The 19540-nt window shown below is 50.8% G+C and carries 22 protein-coding genes and 1 tRNA gene; 8 read left to right on the top strand and 15 right to left on the bottom strand.

Annotated elements, in window-relative coordinates:
- Window positions 1-32: 32 nt before the first annotated feature.
- The 5 genes from cydD to QUE34_RS05300 all read left to right on the top strand — a co-directional run bounded on the left by cydD (window position 33) and on the right by QUE34_RS05300 (window position 5105).
- Window positions 33-1799, top strand: coding sequence for a heme ABC transporter permease/ATP-binding protein CydD (cydD, locus tag QUE34_RS05320; RefSeq protein WP_103253271.1), 1767 nt, complete (start codon window positions 33-35; stop codon window positions 1797-1799).
- Window positions 1800-3521, top strand: coding sequence for a heme ABC transporter ATP-binding protein/permease CydC (cydC, locus tag QUE34_RS05315; RefSeq protein ID WP_105268540.1), 1722 nt, complete (start codon window positions 1800-1802; stop codon window positions 3519-3521).
- Window positions 3522-3562: 41 nt separating this feature from the next.
- Entirely contained in the window at window positions 3563-4267 is a 705-nt protein-coding gene (gene aat / locus QUE34_RS05310; protein ID WP_032302788.1) for a leucyl/phenylalanyl-tRNA--protein transferase, read from the top strand.
- 284 nt (window positions 4268-4551) lie between these two features.
- Entirely contained in the window at window positions 4552-4770 is a 219-nt protein-coding gene (gene infA, locus QUE34_RS05305) for a translation initiation factor IF-1 (RefSeq protein WP_001040187.1), read from the top strand.
- Between the two features lie 247 nt (window positions 4771-5017).
- Window positions 5018-5105, top strand: a tRNA-Ser gene (locus QUE34_RS05300).
- Between the two features lie 345 nt (window positions 5106-5450).
- Here the strand turns inward: QUE34_RS05300 and clpA are convergent.
- From clpA to QUE34_RS05285, 3 genes are all read right to left on the bottom strand, one after another.
- Entirely contained in the window at window positions 5451-7727 is a 2277-nt protein-coding gene (gene clpA / locus QUE34_RS05295; protein ID WP_000934050.1) for an ATP-dependent Clp protease ATP-binding subunit ClpA, read from the bottom strand.
- Between the two features lie 30 nt (window positions 7728-7757).
- Window positions 7758-8078, bottom strand: a complete 321-nt coding sequence (gene clpS, locus QUE34_RS05290) for an ATP-dependent Clp protease adapter ClpS (RefSeq protein ID WP_000520781.1) — start codon at window positions 8076-8078, stop codon at window positions 7758-7760.
- Window positions 8079-9536: 1458 nt separating this feature from the next.
- Window positions 9537-9839 carry a PerC family transcriptional regulator gene (locus QUE34_RS05285; protein WP_021558663.1) on the bottom strand — a complete coding sequence of 101 codons (303 nt, stop codon included), beginning with the start codon at window positions 9837-9839 and terminating at the stop codon, window positions 9537-9539.
- A gap of 114 nt (window positions 9840-9953) precedes the next feature.
- Between QUE34_RS05285 and QUE34_RS05280 the strand changes: the two genes are divergently transcribed.
- Window positions 9954-10244 carry a hypothetical protein gene (locus tag QUE34_RS05280; RefSeq protein ID WP_001243000.1) on the top strand — a complete coding sequence of 97 codons (291 nt, stop codon included), beginning with the start codon at window positions 9954-9956 and terminating at the stop codon, window positions 10242-10244.
- 102 nt (window positions 10245-10346) lie between these two features.
- On the opposite strand, the gene QUE34_RS05275 is transcribed toward QUE34_RS05280, so the two are convergent.
- Window positions 10347-10631 (bottom strand): hypothetical protein, encoded by a 285-nt coding sequence (locus tag QUE34_RS05275; RefSeq protein WP_021558664.1) that lies wholly within the window; start codon window positions 10629-10631, stop codon window positions 10347-10349.
- Window positions 10632-12112: 1481 nt separating this feature from the next.
- On the opposite strand from QUE34_RS05275, the gene QUE34_RS05270 reads away from it, so the two are divergent.
- Window positions 12113-12715, top strand: a complete 603-nt coding sequence (locus QUE34_RS05270) for a terminase small subunit (protein WP_097449685.1) — start codon at window positions 12113-12115, stop codon at window positions 12713-12715.
- 149 nt (window positions 12716-12864) lie between these two features.
- On the opposite strand, the gene QUE34_RS05265 is transcribed toward QUE34_RS05270, so the two are convergent.
- Complete coding sequence (locus QUE34_RS05265) at window positions 12865-13035, bottom strand: hypothetical protein (protein WP_157920044.1); 171 nt, start codon at window positions 13033-13035, stop codon at window positions 12865-12867.
- A 59-nt stretch (window positions 13036-13094) separates the two neighbouring features.
- On the opposite strand from QUE34_RS05265, the gene QUE34_RS05260 reads away from it, so the two are divergent.
- Window positions 13095-13418, top strand: coding sequence for a hypothetical protein (locus QUE34_RS05260; RefSeq protein ID WP_235150673.1), 324 nt, complete (start codon window positions 13095-13097; stop codon window positions 13416-13418).
- Here QUE34_RS05260 and QUE34_RS05255 read toward each other — a convergent pair.
- From QUE34_RS05255 to QUE34_RS28540, 10 genes are all read right to left on the bottom strand, one after another.
- Complete coding sequence (locus tag QUE34_RS05255; protein WP_130532855.1) at window positions 13403-13912, bottom strand: DUF1441 family protein; 510 nt, start codon at window positions 13910-13912, stop codon at window positions 13403-13405. The genes QUE34_RS05260 and QUE34_RS05255 overlap by 16 nt on opposite strands.
- Window positions 13913-14242: 330 nt before the next feature.
- On the bottom strand, window positions 14243-14530 hold the full coding sequence (locus QUE34_RS05250) for a PerC family transcriptional regulator (RefSeq protein WP_000617445.1): 288 nt from the start codon (window positions 14528-14530) through the stop codon (window positions 14243-14245).
- Window positions 14527-15063, bottom strand: a complete 537-nt coding sequence (locus tag QUE34_RS05245; RefSeq protein ID WP_061892452.1) for a ProQ/FINO family protein — start codon at window positions 15061-15063, stop codon at window positions 14527-14529. The genes QUE34_RS05250 and QUE34_RS05245 overlap by 4 nt, the downstream gene beginning before the upstream one ends.
- A gap of 36 nt (window positions 15064-15099) precedes the next feature.
- Complete coding sequence (locus tag QUE34_RS05240; RefSeq protein WP_089553105.1) at window positions 15100-15522, bottom strand: single-stranded DNA-binding protein; 423 nt, start codon at window positions 15520-15522, stop codon at window positions 15100-15102.
- The gene (locus QUE34_RS05235; protein WP_061892450.1) at window positions 15519-15761 is read right to left on the bottom strand and encodes a hypothetical protein; all 243 of its coding nucleotides are present in this window, start codon (window positions 15759-15761) and stop codon (window positions 15519-15521) included. Before QUE34_RS05235 ends, QUE34_RS05240 begins: the two co-directional genes overlap by 4 nt.
- 354 nt (window positions 15762-16115) lie before the next feature.
- Window positions 16116-18260 (bottom strand): DUF927 domain-containing protein, encoded by a 2145-nt coding sequence (locus tag QUE34_RS05230; RefSeq protein ID WP_286338934.1) that lies wholly within the window; start codon window positions 18258-18260, stop codon window positions 16116-16118.
- On the bottom strand, window positions 18257-18571 hold the full coding sequence (locus tag QUE34_RS05225; protein ID WP_097449682.1) for a DUF4222 domain-containing protein: 315 nt from the start codon (window positions 18569-18571) through the stop codon (window positions 18257-18259). Before QUE34_RS05225 ends, QUE34_RS05230 begins: the two co-directional genes overlap by 4 nt.
- Window positions 18572-18576: 5 nt before the next feature.
- The gene (locus QUE34_RS05220; protein ID WP_000549000.1) at window positions 18577-18804 is read right to left on the bottom strand and encodes a hypothetical protein; all 228 of its coding nucleotides are present in this window, start codon (window positions 18802-18804) and stop codon (window positions 18577-18579) included.
- Window positions 18797-19027 (bottom strand): hypothetical protein, encoded by a 231-nt coding sequence (locus QUE34_RS05215; protein WP_097449681.1) that lies wholly within the window; start codon window positions 19025-19027, stop codon window positions 18797-18799. Before QUE34_RS05215 ends, QUE34_RS05220 begins: the two co-directional genes overlap by 8 nt.
- Window positions 19017-19496: a host cell division inhibitor Icd-like protein gene (locus tag QUE34_RS28540; RefSeq protein WP_097449691.1), complete on the bottom strand. Its 480-nt coding sequence runs from the start codon at window positions 19494-19496 to the stop codon at window positions 19017-19019. Before QUE34_RS28540 ends, QUE34_RS05215 begins: the two co-directional genes overlap by 11 nt.
- Window positions 19497-19540 lie beyond the last annotated feature (44 nt).

Genomic DNA, 19540 nt, shown 5'->3' with positions numbered 1-19540 from the left:
ATAATTCTGATAACTCACCTGCTAAGCGTGCAATGAATAAATCCCGTCAAAAAGAGTTAACCCGCTGGTTAAAACAGCAAAGCGTCATCTCCCAACGTTGGCTGAATATTTCTCGTCTACTGGGCTTTGTGAGCGGCATATTGATCATTGCCCAGGCCTGGTTCATGGCGCGAATTCTGCAACATATGATTATGGAGAATATTCCCCGTGAAGCCCTGCTGCTTCCCTTTACGTTACTGGTTCTGACCTTTGTACTGCGCGCATGGGTGGTCTGGTTACGAGAACGGGTGGGTTATCACGCCGGGCAGCATATCCGCTTTGCCATCCGACGTCAGGTTCTCGACCGTCTGCAACAAGCAGGGCCAGCGTGGATTCAGGGTAAACCGGCGGGGAGCTGGGCGACGCTGGTACTCGAGCAAATTGACGATATGCATGATTACTATGCGCGCTACCTGCCGCAAATGGCGCTGGCAGTGTCGGTGCCGTTGCTGATTGTGGTGGCTATCTTCCCCTCTAACTGGGCTGCGGCGCTCATTCTGCTGGGCACTGCTCCGTTAATTCCGTTGTTTATGGCGCTGGTTGGAATGGGGGCTGCCGATGCTAACCGACGTAACTTTCTCGCTCTTGCTCGCTTAAGTGGGCATTTTCTTGATCGCCTGCGCGGCATGGAAACATTGCGTATTTTTGGTCGTGGCGAAGCTGAAATTGAAAGTATTCGTTCTGCTTCGGAAGATTTCCGCCAACGGACAATGGAAGTGCTACGGCTGGCGTTTTTATCCTCCGGCATTCTGGAATTCTTTACCTCGCTGTCGATTGCTCTGGTGGCGGTCTATTTTGGTTTCTCCTATCTCGGTGAGCTGAATTTTGGTCACTACGATACTGGCGTGACGCTAGCTGCGGGTTTTCTGGCCCTGATCCTTGCGCCGGAGTTTTTCCAGCCATTGCGCGATCTGGGTACGTTTTATCATGCTAAAGCCCAGGCTGTTGGCGCGGCGGACAGTCTGAAAACGTTTATGGAAACCCCGCTCGCCCATCCGCAGCGCGGTGAGGCTGAATTAACGTCGACCGATCCGGTGACCATTGAGGCCGAGGATCTGTTTATCACGTCGCCGGAAGGTAAAACGCTGGCAGGTCCGTTGAACTTTACTTTGCCAGCAGGCCAACGAGCGGTGTTGGTTGGTCGTAGCGGTTCAGGTAAAAGCTCACTACTGAATGCGCTTTCCGGTTTTCTTTCATATCAGGGATCGCTACGAATCAACGGAATAGAATTACGTGATTTATCACCGGAATCATGGCGTAAGCATCTCTCCTGGGTTGGTCAAAATCCACAATTACCAGCAGCAACACTACGAGATAACGTACTGCTGGCACGACCTGATGCCAGCGAACAAGAGTTACAAACAGCACTGGATAACGCGTGGGTCAGTGAGTTTCTACCGCTCCTGCCACAAGGAGTTGATACGCCTGTTGGCGACCAGGCTGCCCGCCTTTCCGTAGGCCAGGCACAACGTGTGGCGGTGGCGCGTGCATTACTGAATCCCTGTTCGCTATTACTGTTGGATGAACCCGCAGCAAGCCTTGATGCTCACAGTGAACAGCGCGTAATGGAGGCGCTGAATGCCGCCTCTCTGCACCAGACAACGTTAATGGTCACCCACCAGTTAGAAGATCTTGCTGACTGGGATGTCATTTGGGTAATGCAGGATGGTCAGATTATCGAGCAAGGACGTTACGCGGAATTAAGCGTGGCTGGTGGTCCTTTCGCCACATTGCTGGCCCATCGTCAGGAGGAGATTTAAATGCGCGCTTTGCTACCCTATCTGGCACTGTATAAACGTCATAAATGGATGTTAAGTCTTGGTATTGTGCTGGCAATTGTCACGCTGCTCGCCAGTATCGGTCTGTTGACACTTTCCGGCTGGTTCCTCTCGGCCTCAGCGGTAGCGGGGGTTGCCGGACTGTACAGCTTCAACTATATGCTACCCGCTGCGGGCGTGCGTGGTGCAGCAATCACCCGTACTGCCGGGCGCTATTTTGAACGTCTGGTAAGTCACGACGCGACTTTCCGCGTGTTGCAGCATCTGCGTATTTACACCTTCAGCAAATTGCTCCCCCTCTCCCCTGCCGGACTGGCGCGCTATCGTCAGGGCGAATTGCTCAACCGCGTGGTGGCGGATGTTGATACGCTCGATCATCTTTACCTGCGCGTTATCTCGCCGCTGGTGGGCGCTTTTGTGGTGATTATGGTGGTGACAATCGGGTTAAGTTTCCTTGATTTCACCCTCGCCTTTACGCTGGGCGGCATTATGTTACTGACGCTTTTGCTGATGCCACCGCTGTTTTATCGTGCGGGAAAAAGCACCGGGCAAAATCTGACTCATCTTCGCGGGCAGTATCGCCAACAACTGACAGCCTGGCTGCAAGGGCAAGCTGAGCTGACCATTTTTGGTGCCAGCGATCGTTATCGCACGCAATTAGAGAATACTGAAATTCAGTGGCTGGAAGCGCAACGCCGTCAATCTGAACTGACAGCTTTGTCGCAAGCAATAATGCTGTTAATTGGCGCGTTAGCGGTGATCCTGATGCTGTGGATGGCGTCTGGCGGCGTTGGTGGCAATACTCAACCAGGCGCGTTAATTGCCCTGTTTGTCTTCTGTGCGTTAGCCGCGTTTGAAGCACTGGCACCGGTAACGGGTGCATTTCAGCATCTGGGGCAAGTCATTGCCTCTGCCGTACGGATCACTGATTTAACGGATCAAAAACCGGAAGTCACCTTCCCTGATACCCAAACCCATGTTGCCGATCGTGTTTCGCTGACGTTACGGGATGTTCAGTTCACTTATCCGGAGCAGTCCCAACAGGCACTTAAAGGGATTTCTCTTCAGGTAAACGCCGGAGAACATATGGCGATTCTCGGGCGAACCGGATGCGGCAAATCAACACTGTTACAACTGCTGACCCGCGCATGGGACCCGCAACAGGGCGAGATTTTGCTTAACGATAGCCCCATAGCCAGCCTGAATGAAGCGACTCTACGACAGACCATCAGCGTTGTTCCTCAGCGAGTGCATCTGTTTAGCGCCACGCTGCGTGATAATCTGTTACTCGCCTCCCCTGGCAGTAGTGATGAAGTTTTGGCGGAGATCTTGCGTCGAGTTGGTCTGGAGAAGCTGCTCGAGGATGCAGGTCTCAACAGTTGGTTAGGTGAAGGCGGACGCCAGCTCTCCGGTGGTGAACTGCGCCGTCTGGCTATCGCCCGTGCGCTGTTACATGATGCGCCACTGGTATTGCTGGATGAACCTACCGAAGGCTTAGATGCCACAACTGAAAGTCAGATCCTTGAATTACTTGCAGAAATGATGCGTGAGAAAACGGTGTTAATGGTCACCCATCGACTTCGCGGGCTCTCTCGTTTCCAGCAAATAATAGTGATGGACAACGGGCAAATTATTGAGCAAGGTACTCACGCAGAACTGCTTGCCAGACAGGGGCGTTATTACCAGTTTAAGCAGGGTTTGTAAGCTATTATTGAACGATCCGACTTGCGTGGAGTTTTGCGGTCATGCGCCTGGTTCAGCTTTCTCGCCATTCAATAGCCTTCCCTTCCCCGGAAGGCGCATTACGTGAGCCTAACGGCCTGCTGGCACTGGGGGGCGATCTTAGCCCTGCGCGCCTGTTAATGGCTTACCAGCGTGGTATTTTTCCGTGGTTTTCTCCAGGCGACCCCATCCTCTGGTGGTCGCCCGATCCTCGCGCGGTGCTATGGCCAGAATCACTGCATATCAGCCGTAGTATGAAGCGATTTCATAAACGCTCGCCCTATCGTGTCACGATGAATTACGCCTTTGGTCAGGTCATTGAAGGCTGTGCCAGCGATCGCGAAGAAGGAACCTGGATCACGCGTGGCGTGGTCGAAGCCTACCATCGTCTTCACGAACTCGGTCATGCCCACTCCATCGAAGTCTGGTGTGAAGATGAGCTTGTTGGCGGTATGTACGGCGTGGCCCAGGGAACGCTATTTTGTGGCGAGTCCATGTTCAGCCGGATGGAAAACGCGTCCAAAACGGCGCTACTGGTCTTCTGTGAGGAATTTATCCGTCACGGTGGCAAACTTATCGACTGCCAGGTCCTTAACGATCACACAGCTTCGCTTGGTGCCTGCGAAATTCCCCGCCGGGATTATCTAAATTATCTCAATCAAATGCGCCTCGGACGATTGCCGAATAATTTCTGGGTACCACGGTGCTTGTTTTCACCACAAGAATGAATGTTTTCGGCACTTTTCTCCCCAGAGTGTTATAATTGCGGTCGCAGAGTTGGTTACGCTCATTACCCCGCTGCCGATAAGGAATTTTTCGCGTCAGGTAACGCCCATCGTTTATCTCACCGCTCCCTTATACGTTGCGCTTTTGGTGCGGCTTAGCCGTGTGTTTTCGGAGTAATGTGCCGAACCTGTTTGTTGCGATTTAGCGCGCAAATCTTTACTTATTTACAGAACTTCGGCATTATCTTGCCGGTTCAAATTACGGTAGTGATACCCCAGAGGATTAGATGGCCAAAGAAGACAATATTGAAATGCAAGGTACCGTTCTTGAAACGTTGCCTAACACCATGTTCCGCGTAGAGTTAGAAAACGGTCACGTGGTTACTGCACACATCTCCGGTAAAATGCGTAAAAACTACATCCGCATCCTGACGGGCGACAAAGTGACTGTTGAGCTGACCCCGTACGACCTGAGCAAAGGCCGCATTGTCTTCCGTAGTCGCTGATTGTTTTACCGCCTGATGGGCGAAGAGAAAGAACGAGTAAAAGGTCGGTTTAACCGGCCTTTTTATTTTGTACGAAGAACGCTGGAAGTATAAGTACATAACTTGTCTCGATGTAGATATACTGCACAACTTGTTTACAGTATGAGCAAACGAGAATTGTCAGTAAAATTCTTCTTGACCGTTTTACTCCAACTCCCTATAGTAGCGCCCCGTTGCCCCCCCATGAGGTCAGGCAGCAAAACAATTTGGTGAGGTGTCCGAGTGGCTGAAGGAGCACGCCTGGAAAGTGTGTATACGGCAACGTATCGGGGGTTCGAATCCCCCCCTCACCGCCATATTTGAAGAAGAGCTCGTACGAAAGTACGGGCTTTTTTTTCGCATTTTATCTGCCTGTACGGCAGTGAACGGTATAAAAATCGAGTTTTCCTTTCGGTTGGCTTTCTAAGCTGCCTGTACGGCAGTGAACTCAAATACTACACGTCTAGCCCGTTGTTAATAAAGCAAAACCATCTCATTTTCCTGCTGCCCCCCCTTTTTTATCCTTACCTTTCAGCTGCACTACTTATCAACAACTTACCATCATCATCAAAAAAAGGGTCTGAACCTCCTCCACCCCATAAATAAAAAGTCCGTAACCTCTTTCGAGATTACGGACTTCACCAACCTACCTAACAATTAGATTAATGCGCTGCTTCCGCCTTGTGCTTTTGTGCACTCTGAAATCCGTAAGTCAGCTCATTTTTCTCTTTATCCAGCGCAACCGTCACCTGACCGCCGTCCACCAGCGAACCAAACAACAGTTCGTTGGCGAGCGGTTTTTTCAGGTTGTCCTGGATGACACGCGCCATCGGACGTGCGCCCATTGCCCGGTCGTAACCTTTCTCGGCCAGCCAGTTACGCGCTTCCTGGCTCACTTCCAGAGAAACACCTTTCTGATCCAACTGAACCTGCAACTCGACGATGAATTTATCCACTACCTGATGGATCACGTCGGTGGAGAGATGATCGAACCAGATAATGTTGTCGAGACGGTTACGGAATTCCGGTGTAAAGATCTTCTTGATCTCTTCCATCGCATCGGTGCTGTTATCCTGGTGGATAAGACCAATGGATTTACGCTCAGTTTCCCGTACCCCGGCATTAGTGGTCATCACCAGCACCACGTTACGGAAGTCCGCTTTGCGTCCGTTGTTATCGGTCAGCGTACCGTTGTCCATCACCTGCAACAGAATATTGAACACGTCCGGGTGCGCTTTCTCGATTTCGTCCAGCAGCAGCACCGCATGAGGATGCTTGATGACCGCATCAGTCAGCAAACCGCCCTGATCAAAACCAACGTATCCCGGAGGCGCACCAATCAGACGGCTGACGGTATGGCGTTCCATATACTCGGACATATCAAAGCGCAGAAGCTCAATGCCCAAAGCTTTCGAAAGCTGTACCGTCACCTCTGTTTTCCCGACCCCGGTAGGGCCGGCAAACAGGAACGAACCGACTGGTTTATGTTCGTGACCTAAACCTGCACGCGCCATCTTAATGGCTTCAGTCAGCGCCTCAATGGCTTTATCCTGACCGAAGACCAGCATTTTCAGGCGATCGCTGAGGTTTTTCAGGGTATCGCGGTCACTCTGAGAAACACTCTTCTCTGGAATGCGCGCAATACGGGCCACCACGGACTCAATATCCGCCACATTAACGGTTTTCTTGCGTTTGCTTACCGGCATCAGGCGTGCGCGAGCGCCCGCTTCGTCGATAACGTCAATGGCTTTATCCGGCAGATGACGATCGTTAATGTATTTCACCGCCAGCTCTACCGCTGCACGCACCGCTTTTGCGGTATAACGCACGTCATGGTGCGCTTCGTACTTCGGTTTCAGGCCGTTGATGATCTGTACGGTTTCTTCGATCGACGGTTCAGTAATATCAATTTTCTGGAAGCGACGCGCCAGAGCACGGTCTTTCTCGAAAATGTTGCTGAACTCCTGATAGGTTGTCGAACCAATTACGCGAATTTTACCGCTTGAGAGCAACGGTTTGATCAGGTTAGCCGCATCAACCTGACCACCAGAGGCTGCACCCGCACCGATAATGGTGTGGATCTCATCAATAAACAGGATGCTGTTAGTGTCCTGCTCCAGCTGCTTGAGCAACGCTTTAAAACGTTTTTCAAAGTCGCCGCGATATTTTGTGCCCGCTAACAGAGAACCGATATCGAGAGAGTAAATCGTACAGTCAGCCATCACTTCCGGCACATCGCCCTGTACAATTCGCCAGGCAAGACCTTCCGCAATCGCGGTTTTGCCGACACCGGATTCCCCCACCAGCAGCGGGTTGTTTTTACGGCGACGGCAGAGAACCTGAATAGCACGCTCCAGCTCCTTCTCACGACCAATCAGTGGGTCGATTCCGCCCACACGCGCAAGCTGATTCAGGTTCGTCGTGAAATTCTCCATACGTTCCTCCCCACCAGCTTGTTCTTCGCTGTTTGGCTGGCTGCCAGGATCAGAAGACTGTGTCGGCTCGTCTTTACGCGTGCCATGAGAGATAAAGTTCACCACATCGAGACGGCTGACTTCATGTTTGCGCAACAGATATGCCGCCTGCGACTCCTGTTCGCTAAAGATAGCGACCAGAACGTTTGCACCGGTAACCTCATTGCGACCGGAGGACTGGACATGGAAGACCGCACGTTGCAGTACACGCTGAAAACTCAGCGTTGGCTGTGTGTCGCGCTCCTCTTCACTGGCAGGCAGAACGGGTGTGGTTTGTTCAATAAAGGCTTCCAGTTCCTGACGGAGCGCAACCAAATCCACGGAACACGCTTCCAGCGCCTCCCGGGCAGATGGGTTACTGAGCAGCGCCAGTAACAAGTGCTCGACGGTCATAAACTCATGACGGTGCTCGCGCGCTCTGGCGAAAGCCATATTTAAACTGAGTTCCAGTTCTTGATTGAGCATAGGCACCTCCCCCAATTTTTATGCCTGCATTCAGGCTTTTTCTAGCGTACACAGCAATGGATGCTCATTCTCCCTCGCGTACTTGTTCACCATCGCCACTTTGGTTTCTGCAACCTCGGCGGTAAAGACTCCGCAAATGGCCTTCCCCTGGTAGTGAACAGCGAGCATCAATTGCGTTGCACGTTCTACATCATAAGAAAAGAATTTTTGTAACACGTCAATAACAAACTCCATCGGAGTGTAATCATCATTGACTAATATCACTTTATACATAGATGGCGGTTTTAGCGCGTCGCGAACTTTTTCTTCCGCCAGTTGATCAAAGTCCAGCCAGTCGTTCGTTTTACCCATTGTCAGTTATCATCTTCGGTTACGGTTATCGGCAGAACGCCCTGCCGCTGACAAGAGCTTATTTGCCTGACCAATCTACTCCACATGATAGATAACTATCATTTATAGCATTTAGTAAATTAGATTTTAATTTTCAACGCATTAAAAATAATAAGCCCGTCAAAAACAGCGAAATTAACTACACCATTAACTACACCGTTTCACGAACAATATCGAACAACCACGAACAAAGATCAACACGCTTTAACCGTTATTATTTCCCGGTTATCCATGATCAAGCTGGTGGATGTTTGTTCTATGCAGATTTGCATAGTTCCAAATGAGGCTGGTGGATGATCACGGATAAACCGATACCGAGATCCCGGTATCGGCATCAGGCCCATGCCATAACAAAAACCCCATATTCGTGGGTTTTCTGTGTTGTGGCTATTCTGCCGTTGCCGTGCTGGTGGATATTTCCGGTATGTGGCTCACCATATCGGCATCATGCCCACCAGCGCGACGCATTTTTTTAATTTCGCGGGTGTAAGAATTTGACGAGGCGGGCGGTCCCATAAGCAATGGGTTGTAGGGATTCCGATCCCCCCTCCTGAATGCAATTTTTCGTATATATATACAAAACAGTGCGGGTTATGCGGGTTAGCGGGTTATCTTCGCGTGCAAAGTATTTTTTATTCTTTAATATCAATGTGTTGAAAAATGGGGTGTTTAAATGTTAGCCAAAACGTAACCCGCAAGACATTCAAAATAACCCGCAAACACCCCCCAAATAACCCGCAAACGCATCAGGAAAGTGGGTCCAGTGATGCCACCGAACGGCTGAATCGGGTAACGTTCTGTTGCCTGGTTGTTGTTTGCGGGTCAGCAATACTGACGCGCAAAGTTAGTTGTATGTGGCTGTGCGTCCACCAGCTACGCCGGAATGGGGTATTCCGTTTCAACGGAACAGGTATGACGAACATGATCGCACCTTCTCCCGAAAACGGGTTTTCCTGTTTCGGGAAAATGGACACATGAAGCGGCGCGGTGATTTTCACCATTCAGAATCTGGTGGGTGAGTTTTTCAGCTTCCCCCAATGGGGGATTCTGGAACAATCAATGGGTTACGCCTTACCAGCAAAAAAGCACATCAACTGTAACGGAAATCGTTATGGTTGCTGGTGGGCTGCGTCACCATCATGGTGATGATGCAGTGAATGTAAGGATTACTTAGGTTAGGGGGCGTAACTCATTGTCATTTTTTGAGCAAACCGGGAATCTCCGGTTTGGTTACTCTGTAACCAAGTCAATTTTATTTACTCTGTTGTGAGGGACTATAAGACCCGCGCAAAATCTGCCCAGCCAGCCGGAACGGTTGAACAGGGTGGCTATCGGTCACTCTGTTGTGCGTTACTAGCGTGACCCCGGTAGGGTGTGACTATCTTTCAGATAGTCGGTTGCCTGGTTACACGAAAAAATTTACTTCCTGCGTTTATCCTGCTTTGTATGCCCGTGCTGAATGCCCCGCAGTGGATCTTCTTTTTTCAGGTCGATCCCCATGTCCGTTAGTGTTTTTGTGGCGGCGGTTCTTATGGCACAAATCAGGTCTCTTTCCGGTTCCCGGGTTATGGTTGCCTTCCGGATGCATGCCGTTCGTCGTTCCGTTACATACTGACGCGCTTCATCACTTGCCGCCTGTTTCAGTAACTCACCCCAGCGATTAGCCGCCCGTCGCCATAAACCTTTCGCTTCCAGTTCTTCCGCTTTGTCATCATGCACCATAAGCATAATCCCATTGATACCTGTTAAATCTGAATGGTTGGTTTCTGTTCTTTTGATAATTTTCCGCATAGCTTATTGTATGACAGTACTGTCCCACAATAAGGAGTTGCACGCATGAGAATGACCAGGCACAAAAAACAGATCCTTGAACTCTACAAACCTGAGTATCGCGATTGGGTGCGGGTGGAGGCTGGAGATCCACCTTTTGATGTTCGTGGTGTTACAGTGCTGCTCTATGGTTCCGAATATCAGCGATATCACATAGAGGCAACACGAAGGACGCTAAACGCTATGGTTCGTGATAAGTTGCTGGAGCGTGTGAAAGTCCGTGAGCCACGTTTTGATGTGCGTATTGGTGGCGATGGTGCGCATTGCACGGTAATCCGCTATGGCCTGGTAAGGTAAGCCATCGGGTAAATCAGATGATTAAATCACCAGAATGTAAATTTACATTCTGCCAGCCACCAGCTACCCTCCTCAAAATTGAGGAGCCTTTTTATCAACTGGTTACCGCCGTAACCGCTCCGGCTTCTTCCACTGGTAAGTCTTTTTCTCGCTCTCCCGGTACATCTGCACGCGGCGACGGTAGGCCAATAACTCGAGTACCCTGGTGCGTATGTCGCGCATATCCACTCCGTTAAGCTCAATACCGTCACGGCGCATCACCTCAGCCACCACACGCGCATAGTTCTCAGCGATAACGCTGTCCGGCTGCGTGGCCTCCTGTTTGCCTGCTGGTGGTCTGATCCCGGCAATCTGGCGAATCATTTTGAGCATTTCGGCTTCGGTCATTGTCATGGCCTCCAGAGGATGGGAAAACAATGCCGTAATTGTGGCGACTGATAACGGGAAGGTGAAGCGCGTTTAAGCTGGTGGATGTGGTGCCATGTTTCCCACCAATGGTGGAAAAGCCCACCAGCGCAACGCAGGACGCATAAAACCATTGCGATGACTCATGGCAGGGGGATAACCACAAAAACAACGTCAGCGGCGCGATTCTGGCTGTTCCTGTCCGGGATGTGCATACGTATTACGTACGCAGTTAATCCGGCATAACGCATGACGTTGATGAAACGCCCCGATCATCGCGGGTCCTCCTGGATGGGTACCCTTACCGCGGGGCGACGGACGCGCGGAAAAAGGCTGGTTTTTGCATTTTCATGGCGGCGGCAGCATGTGTAGTAATATATTGATAATTAAAAGTTATTTCTGTTTTCACCTGTACAATCTTTTTTCTCCCCTGTCATTAGACCAGTTCGCAATCAATTGAAATATATAAATAAATCTGATTTTCACCTGCCAGATGGAGTTGCCAGTGTCAAATGTGAGCGGAAGCGGTGATGCTTATCACTGAATCATGCCGCATCACGATACCAGACTCCCGGTACCGCTGCGTGATAACCCACAAGGCTGGTGGCGATGCGTTATGGTCCGTGCATTGCCATTCTCCTGGCCTGGTGGCATTATCCGGCATGAACGAGCGGTTATTCTCCGTACTCTTAATCGTTGTTCATGGTTATTTGCTTTGTGGTAGCTAACATTTCCTGATGGTTATTATCCTTCTGCCCCGTAATCACGGGGATTTTTTTACCCGCGTTCTGCCGTTCTCCCCTGTGCTGTTGGTAGCGTCACGATGTGTCACGGCATGTCACCATCACGTCACGCTGATTGCGAAAGCCAGGATTAACCAGTACCGGAACGGGTAGCCCGATGTATTGTTACCGTCCTGCCGGCTGGTGGAGTAATTGATAACGGTTATCATCAACGGGAGGGGCAGATCAAATCCCTGTGGCCCTGGATGTCAGGGACCGCCTACCAACCCTTCTTCGCATCGCCGCAGGATCGAAAACTTTTTTTTGGGAAGGTGTGCGCAGAGTTGATAGATAAAACCTATCAGACAAAACCACGCCCAACCCGCGCCATTACTGGCATCGTTAAAAAAACTCACTCCACCAGCAGACTAAAAAAACCGTGATTTTTCCAGTTTTATGGGCTGAAAAGGGTCTCCCTAAAAAACACCTCTTACACTGCCGGACAGGGGCGGAGACTTTTCACGGGTCCTTTCCGGAACCATTAACACCACGGGGCGGCAGACGCGCAGATTTTCACTATTTATGAAAATTTTTCAGGGAAAAAGCATGTCGGTACTTCTTGCATGTAACATTATGTTTTTATTTAAATTAACTATCATAAACATACGACACCATAACACCGGAAAATCCCGTTTTTCTGGCGTTTCATGTCGGAGGTGGTTTTTGATGAGGATTTGATAGATGAATGTTAACAAAAAGAGACTGGCGGAGATTTTCGGCGTTGATCCGCGCACAATTGAACGCTGGCAGACGCTGGGCCTTCCTCATACATCTGGTGGCGGAAAAGGCGTGGAAGTGACTTTCGACTCTGCACAGGTGATCGAATGGTATGCACAAAGGGAGAAGGACATCGAAAACGAAAAACTCCGCAGGGAGCTTGATGATTTACGTGCTGCTGGTGAATCAGATTTACAGCCAGGCACAACAGAGTACGAACGCTACCGTCTCACCAAAGCACAGGCTGACGGGCAGGAACTGAAGAACGCCAGAGAGACGGGGGAGGTTACAGATACTGAGTTCGTGCTCTATGCGCTTCGTGGACTGGCGAGTCAGATTTCTTCGATCATGGATAGTTTACCGCTCACAATGCAAAGGCAGTTCCCCGGGATGACTCCGGCAATGCTCGATGGGCTGAGGAAGGAAACAGCACGGGCCTGTAATGCGTGCGCCAAAACTGCCGATAATCTGCCCCGCATTCTGAAAGACTACCTGATGGAAACAACCGGAAACGTGCCGGAGAAATTACGGCAACAGAAAGGTGAGCGACAACAGCGCAATTATTGAACAAAACTGAGAAAGGATCTGATAACGTCATTTTTGTCCCAAAATGACCACTGCCAGATCCTTTCTTTTTTTGATGATTTTACGATTAAACAATGAGTTACAGAGAAGAAGAACGGATCTGACTTTTCCCGAAAAATTTTCATAAACAGTTAAGAATTGCGCGTACCCGTACCCCCGGCGCTTAAGGTTCCGGGAAGGACCCGCCGGAGATAGCTACCGTAAGGTGTAATTAAATATCCGGGGATGTGCCACAGACCAACCAGCTGAATACAGGTCAGCGTGATGACGAGAAATAAAGAGAATGGTTGCGAATCCTCCACCTGGTGAATCTCCTGCACTACCTGTCATTTTTGCGCAAATACCCCTGGCATTTCTAAGCATGATCAACCTGATCATTGTTCGCGGTTTTTACGTGGCAAGGCCAGTAATTACGGGGCTTACATCAATGTTTATTCCGCCCATCTCTGCGCAAAACAACTTAACAAACCTTAACATCACAGGCGGAACCATTGCGCAAATCTGGAGGCTTACCGCACGCACCAGCCTGATACATTGCCAGAATGAACGAGGTGCGACACAATGTGTGTGCATGTCTTACTCATTGAACCTCAATCAAGGCGCATCTTTAGCGGTGCGCTTTTATTTTTTTGTCGTTCCCTGCTGGTGGATGTTTTCCGGTACCGCGAATTATTCCCCCTGGTGAATCTCCTGCACTACCTGCGGCGTGCTGTCGTGCCAGTCGTTAGCCTGTATCACTCTGGTAGTAATTTGCCTGCACAGGTCATCAATAATCTGCCTGACGCGGTTTACTGCGTTCTGATTGATGCCTGCATCGCGCGCCAGAATGTCGGGGAGTTTTGCCAGTTCCTCGCTTAAGATTTTCCCAAAAATAACCAACTCCCTGCGCACATCCACGGCGGGGATAAGTTCAGCCGTTTCCTGCTCGAACTTAAGGCGCTCACGCTCAGACTGGTACCAGGCTTTACGGCTTTGTGGATCCATGTCTTCGAGTGATGCGGGGGCGGGTATATTCATGAATGCGCTGATTATATCCGTCAGTCGGTACAGCTTTAATTTTTCATGCCCTCCGGCTGGCTGAATGTCCTTTAGCCTTTTCGCTACTGTCTGGCGGCAAACTCCCGCCAGTTCTGCGAGTTGATTGATATTAAGTTTCAGGTTTTTAAGCTCCCGATCCATTCGTCCTCCGGTAGTTTTAAATGCGTATCGTGCGCTCATCTTTCAGTGGGTTAAAAGTGTTCTGTATGTTGAACAAAAAACACCCCAAATTAACATAGTTAAAATATATTTCATTTTAATTCAACATGTTGGAAAGATGATGATGACGGATGAAAATGTAAAAATTAGCCTTTTTCCGCGCGTCCGTCGCCCCGCGGTAAGGCCCCCCTCCGGAAGGACCCGTAAAAAAAGCCGGAGTGTTCCGGCTTCGTCTGTGTGTGTGCACATATGCAGAATTTTATGTTATCCGCCCACGGGAGTGATGGTCATTTTTCAGGATAATATCCGGCATCACTGGTTGCTGCCAGGCTGCTTCGGGTAGTTCCGCCAGACGGATTTACCCGCGTCTTCCATCCCCATCACCGCATGAGTGCGGTTTACAGCCTCTTTCAGCGCCCCGAAGTTATCCGCCATAACGGGTGGGCGTGCTGCCTTGCGGATGCATTCCGCGCGACGCTTTGCCACCTGTTCGCGCTCCTTATCGGTGTTCACCAGCTGCATGACCTCAGCCCACCGCGCCGCCGCTCTCCGGTACAGGCCTTTAGTCTCCAGTTCTTCCGCTTTGCTGTCACGAATCATGCGCCTGTCCTCTCCTTTGTCGCCTGACGTTTGCGCTTTTCATTCAGTGCTGCCAGCCGCGTTTCTGCCTCCTGCTGTTCCTGTGGTGTCACTTCCCCACATGGCTGGCCTTTCAGGTCGTAACGTGCACCACCAGCCATTAAGGCGCGGTAATAGCGCGGAGACTGCGCATAAGATGCCAGCGTCGCACGTAATGCCCCTGGCCCGAATGCCAGCCCCCTGACGGCGAGATCCTGCATCAGGTCGTCGAATATCCCCACCTTAAGCGGCTTCGGTGTTTCCCGGCTGAATAAATCAGGCCACAGCTCAATAAGGCGGTTAACGCGTCTGCGGTTTTTGCGCTGGCGTTTGGTCATATGCCGCCACGGTGTCACCCCTGTGGGCTGCCCTTTGCGGCTCTGCTGTGCGTTCTGATTGCCGGGTATCACTTTATGCGCCGATGTGGTTTTATCCTGCTGCTGTGCCGCCTGCGTCGTTTCTGACTGCGTGCCGTAAATGCCTTTCGGTTTTCGGTTAATGGTCAGCGTTGTCATGCCTTCCCCTGTAATTACTCTGTTCGCTGTTGTGAATTAAAACGGGATGTTATCCCCGTACGGGTCATCATTTCCCGCCTGTTGTTTTGCCCTGTTCAGTGCGTCAGTAGCCTGGCCCTGTTGACCTTTTTTGCCGCCCGGTCGCGCCGTTCGCGCACTGATTACGCTGTCTGCGATGACCTGCCAGCCCTGCCGCGTTTCGCCGTTCTGGCCTGTCCACTGGCTTACCTGCATGTTACCCGCCACGCTCACCAGTTCGCCTTTCTGGTGCCTGGCCAGTGCATCGGCCTGTCTGCCAAACGCCAGGACGGATAACCACATCGTCGCCGTTCCGTCATCTGCCTGGCTGCATGGCAGGGGAACCGCCATACTCGCCATCGCCATTTGTGTCCCTTTGCTGGTGGTCTTTAACTGCGGGTCAGCCACCAGCCGCCCGTAAGCCGCTATCTGTGCTGTCATGCTGTCTGCTCTCCGGTTTTAACGTTGATGGTTGTCACCTGTTCCGCTTCGGCAATCTCCCGCTCTGTCAGCGTGGCAAAATTTGCCGCCGCCGTGGCCATGAATGCGCTTATCAGTTCGGGATGTGCTTTCGCGTATCCTTCTCCCGCGTTGCGGTCGATGATTTTTATCGCCACCCTCAGCCAGTGCTCTGTAAGGTCAATGGCGCGGTAGTGTGGTTGTTTGCGGTTTAACTTCATAGTTCAGATCTCGATTTTTCGTATATATATACAAAACACGTCGTCCCAGTTGTCCCGGTTGTCCCACTTAATGTTAACCTGTTGATTTTATTAAAAACACACTCCACAAAGTGGGACGACATAAGGCGATTTTGGGACGACATGAGGTTTTTTGTGTTGTCCCACCCTCCAGCACGGTAAAAAATACATGTCGTGTCGTCCCAAAATGCCGCTATGTTGTCCCAAAATGCCTGAATATTGTCCCGCTGTTGTCCCACTTTTTGTAAGTGAAATATATGTAATTCAATGTGTTACGATTGCTTGTTGCTTACTGGGACGACTGGGACAACATATTTTTACCTCCTACACGCGAGATTAATCATTTTCAGCATCGTGGTCCTGTGTCAGCAAAAGGCCATACACTCTTAGCCGCGCCCCTTTCAGGTGTTTTAGTCGTGGTGTCCTGATTTGCCATCCCCGCCCGCTGGCTGGTTTTCTCAGCATTCCGGCTTCATGAAGGGTCTTTGCTACGGCATCCTTGTTAAATCCCTTCGCCACATGTGAGCTAAACGGCTCCGGCAGCACGTAAAACAAAACAGGCTCGTCATAACGTCCGTCGCTTTCCCTGTAGCCGTACAGTTCTGAAATCGGCAGGCTGGCAGGGTCATAATTGACAGGGGCGAACCTGCTCAGGCCATAGGCCGCAAGAAACGCCTCAGCCTGTTCAATAATCTGCCTGTGTTCCCTGTTGCCCGTACCGAATTCCTTCACCCAGGCATAAAAATTATGCTGAATGGCATCGCGGCATTCCTGCTCATCCCAGCCAGTAACATGACCGGAAAGCACAAGCGCGGCCTCCAGTATGGCGAAACGCTCACCCACGCGGTGTACCTGCTCGCCGTAGCTCTCCGGTATCAGGTTGCGCCACCGTTCACGGCATGCCCTTACCGTGTCCTTTGCCTCCTGCTGGTGGTCTGCCAGCCATTTAACCCATTCACGACCCGCCGCCCCGTGATTTGCTGTCCAGGCATCCTTTAACGCGTCTGCGTGTGCCTTTCCGGTGCTGTATTCGTGAAACTGCGTGGCTTTTTCCATCGGCACGTTAAGCAGACGGACAAGCTGCCCCGCCTTGACTTTTATCCCCTCCGTTTTGAGGAATGTTTCAACGTCCATTTCTCCGGTACTGATTGCCACAGTTCGCCAGTGTTTGATCTCCCGGTTGCCGCCGTCCTTCGCTCCCTGTAATTTCCCGGAACCGTTAAACAGCGTATAAGCCGATGTGGACACCTCCCGCGCGTTTCCGGCCTGGCCTATTTCATCCAGGGGTAAAAGCCCGTCATTGTGTGCCTCTGCCTCGTTGGCGATGCCTAACGCCGTGCCGTACCAGGTCAGCCGTTGTGCGTCCGGCTCTCCCCATAAACTTGATGCGATGTTCTGCGTGGTGGTTTTCCCTGCCGATGACTGTTCGAAAAGATGTACCCCGAAGCCGTCCGCACCAACAAGGCCAATCAAAGGTGCTGCCAGTGACGTGGCAACACCCAGCATCATGGACGGATTGCCACCAGCCAGCCGCGCCACGCAGTCGCGCCAGCCCTCCGCCGTACCCGCAACCGAATAGCCATTAACAGCGGCACTTTTTCCGGTAAACAGAATCGGTTTTTCAGACTCACCAATGACCGAACCGTCCGGCATGATGTACGCGCCAAAATGCCAGCCCGTTGTTGTGCTTAACTGCCATTCCTCATGGCTTCCGCTTAACTGCATCCAGTCAGCCAGGATAGCCCTGTATTTGCCGTTGGTTGTTACGTTCAGTCCGTGGTCTTTCAGTAGCCGCCAGCCGTCACGGTCGCCAATGCCACCGCACGGAATCGCCATTGTGATGACTTCATGATTTGCTGGCTTTTTCCAGCGCATCACGCGGTAATGCTCTTTACCAATCGTGCCAGTTCCCAGTAGTTCAAGCGGAGAACATAACCACGTCTCAGGCCGGATAATTTCTCCTGACTGCTTATCCACTTTGGGCGTTACCCAGAAAACACCATCGGCGCGACTTTCAACGCGGGGCTTTAATTCATCATCACCCGGGCTTGTAGTGGCTTTTTTCTTTACCGGAAGCTTAATTACCAGATCTGCAGAAAGATTCTGACGCTCAACGTTCAGATAGCGCCGCCAGTTTTCACACTTCTGGCCGTGCATTCCTTCAGGGTAAAAATTCGCATCCTGAATATCTGCCGCCGCCAGCTTCTGACCAATCTTTTTGATCTCCACTAAATCCAGTTCTCCGGCCTGGTACAGCCTTACGCGTTTTTTTTCATCCGGAACAATTTTCAGCGCATCAAGTTCGGCAAGCTGATTTGGCCCAAGCCACACAGGCGGCACATTATCGCCGGATGCGGGACCGTCCTTCTCCTGCCACTGTTGTGCATGCGACCAGGCATCACTACCCGCGAAAATAATTACCTCTGTGTCTTTGTTTTTTATTCCGCGAGGCTGTTTTTTTACGTTCGGTGCCAGTTTCATTTTGCCTTTCCCCGTTCACGAATAATTTCACGTACTGCCTTAATGCGTTCCATTCCTGTAACGCGCATGATTCTGTCGATGTCGCTTAATTCTGCTGGTGGCGCTTTACTTACCAGGGTGAACTCACTCTCAAAACGCATATGAGACGACACGCAGGGATGCGCATAACCTTCGCGGATATAAGTCACGCGAAAATCGTCAACGGTTTTTATCGTTATTCGTCCACCATATTTATCTTTGAAAATATCGCCTGGGCGGATTTCAGGCCGAGCGGGGCCGCTGGCAGTAAAGCCAGAATTTTTCTGTTTCATGGTTTTTATTCTCCGGTGTGATGCGCTTTATTATTCTCGTGAATTGCCATCACCGTATTTAATTCATTAATTACTGGCGTTAATAATGTGTGCACGGCAGAAAACATCATGGGATATGATTCATCGCCATTTTCCGGCACTTCCATTAACTTAAGTAATAATGCCTCCATTTCCTTTGCGCGGATTAATGCATTCTCAGAATGAATAAGAACATCAAAAGGTATTTTATGCATCACACAGTTTCTCCCTGATTCTTTTAGTGTCCTCATTGAGGATGCCTGTAGCTTTTGTCAGCGAGTTTTTGGTAATTATTTTTATTGTTTTAAATTTTCTTTTGTCGTACTCCGACTGTGATTTCCTCTCCATGATCTCTACCATGCAATTTATATCCACAAGCGCATGTATCAGTACTTTCAGTGCTTCGCCTGCTGCGTCCGGCGTGTTTTTATTGCACATAGCGTACCCCCTGACGAATACGGGCGGCGAATACAGCGACACAACCTGACGGGCAATGGTTACGCGCTTCGCGTTCCGTCCAGGCGGTGACGTGGATGATTTGGGACTCTGACGCGCCAAAGATGATAAAGCGCCAGATAAAGGCAATTTGAGAATGTACAAGGGTAGGGGTAGTAGCCATGTTGGCAGCCTCTTCGTTAGGTTTAATAAACCCACCGCAGGAAACGCCAATTTCGCTGGCGGTGGACTGTACAGGGTTGGCGTAACCGGTTAACGAAGAACCCGGCGCGGATTGCTCCGCCCCCATACAGCCCACCATTGATAAGGTGTGACTATCCGGCACAAAAAAACACGCAGGGCGCGTGTTGTGCGCTTCGTTAAATACCAGGACGCCAATCCCGGCACCAGATTTTGCTGGTGCGGGTAAATCATAGCCCTGGCTGGCAGTGGCGATCAACAGGTTTTTCATACCCGCTTTATTCAGGTTGTGCGAGTCCCGCCCTTGCGGGTGTG

The organism is Escherichia sp. KS167_9B, from assembly GCF_030295215.1.
In the GTDB taxonomy this organism is placed as follows: Bacteria; Pseudomonadota; Gammaproteobacteria; order Enterobacterales; family Enterobacteriaceae; genus Escherichia; species Escherichia coli_F.
The sequence above is the reverse complement of the archived record's forward strand: the minus strand, read 5'-3'. Positions and strand labels throughout refer to the sequence as shown.

Bases quoted from the DNA above. Each gene is read 5' to 3' on its own strand.
- cydD (WP_103253271.1), top strand. From the start codon at position 33: ATGAATAAATCCCGTCAAAAAGAGTTAACCCGCTGGTTAAAACAGCAA.
- cydC (WP_105268540.1), top strand. From the start codon at position 1,800: ATGCGCGCTTTGCTACCCTATCTGGCACTGTATAAACGTCATAAATGG.
- aat (WP_032302788.1), top strand. From the start codon at position 3,563: ATGCGCCTGGTTCAGCTTTCTCGCCATTCAATAGCCTTCCCTTCCCCG.
- infA (WP_001040187.1), top strand. From the start codon at position 4,552: ATGGCCAAAGAAGACAATATTGAAATGCAAGGTACCGTTCTTGAAACG.
- clpA (WP_000934050.1), bottom strand. From the start codon at position 7,727: ATGCTCAATCAAGAACTGGAACTCAGTTTAAATATGGCTTTCGCCAGA.
- clpS (WP_000520781.1), bottom strand. From the start codon at position 8,078: ATGGGTAAAACGAACGACTGGCTGGACTTTGATCAACTGGCGGAAGAA.
- QUE34_RS05285 (WP_021558663.1), bottom strand. From the start codon at position 9,839: ATGGTGCATGATGACAAAGCGGAAGAACTGGAAGCGAAAGGTTTATGG.
- QUE34_RS05280 (WP_001243000.1), top strand. From the start codon at position 9,954: ATGAGAATGACCAGGCACAAAAAACAGATCCTTGAACTCTACAAACCT.
- QUE34_RS05275 (WP_021558664.1), bottom strand. From the start codon at position 10,631: ATGACCGAAGCCGAAATGCTCAAAATGATTCGCCAGATTGCCGGGATC.
- QUE34_RS05270 (WP_097449685.1), top strand. From the start codon at position 12,113: ATGAATGTTAACAAAAAGAGACTGGCGGAGATTTTCGGCGTTGATCCG.
- QUE34_RS05260 (WP_235150673.1), top strand. From the start codon at position 13,095: ATGATCAACCTGATCATTGTTCGCGGTTTTTACGTGGCAAGGCCAGTA.
- QUE34_RS05255 (WP_130532855.1), bottom strand. From the start codon at position 13,912: ATGGATCGGGAGCTTAAAAACCTGAAACTTAATATCAATCAACTCGCA.
- QUE34_RS05250 (WP_000617445.1), bottom strand. From the start codon at position 14,530: ATGATTCGTGACAGCAAAGCGGAAGAACTGGAGACTAAAGGCCTGTAC.
- QUE34_RS05245 (WP_061892452.1), bottom strand. From the start codon at position 15,063: ATGACAACGCTGACCATTAACCGAAAACCGAAAGGCATTTACGGCACG.
- QUE34_RS05240 (WP_089553105.1), bottom strand. From the start codon at position 15,522: ATGACAGCACAGATAGCGGCTTACGGGCGGCTGGTGGCTGACCCGCAG.
- QUE34_RS05235 (WP_061892450.1), bottom strand. From the start codon at position 15,761: ATGAAGTTAAACCGCAAACAACCACACTACCGCGCCATTGACCTTACA.
- QUE34_RS05230 (WP_286338934.1), bottom strand. From the start codon at position 18,260: ATGAAACTGGCACCGAACGTAAAAAAACAGCCTCGCGGAATAAAAAAC.
- QUE34_RS05225 (WP_097449682.1), bottom strand. From the start codon at position 18,571: ATGAAACAGAAAAATTCTGGCTTTACTGCCAGCGGCCCCGCTCGGCCT.
- QUE34_RS05220 (WP_000549000.1), bottom strand. From the start codon at position 18,804: ATGCATAAAATACCTTTTGATGTTCTTATTCATTCTGAGAATGCATTA.
- QUE34_RS05215 (WP_097449681.1), bottom strand. From the start codon at position 19,027: ATGTGCAATAAAAACACGCCGGACGCAGCAGGCGAAGCACTGAAAGTA.
- QUE34_RS28540 (WP_097449691.1), bottom strand. From the start codon at position 19,496: ATGAAAAACCTGTTGATCGCCACTGCCAGCCAGGGCTATGATTTACCC.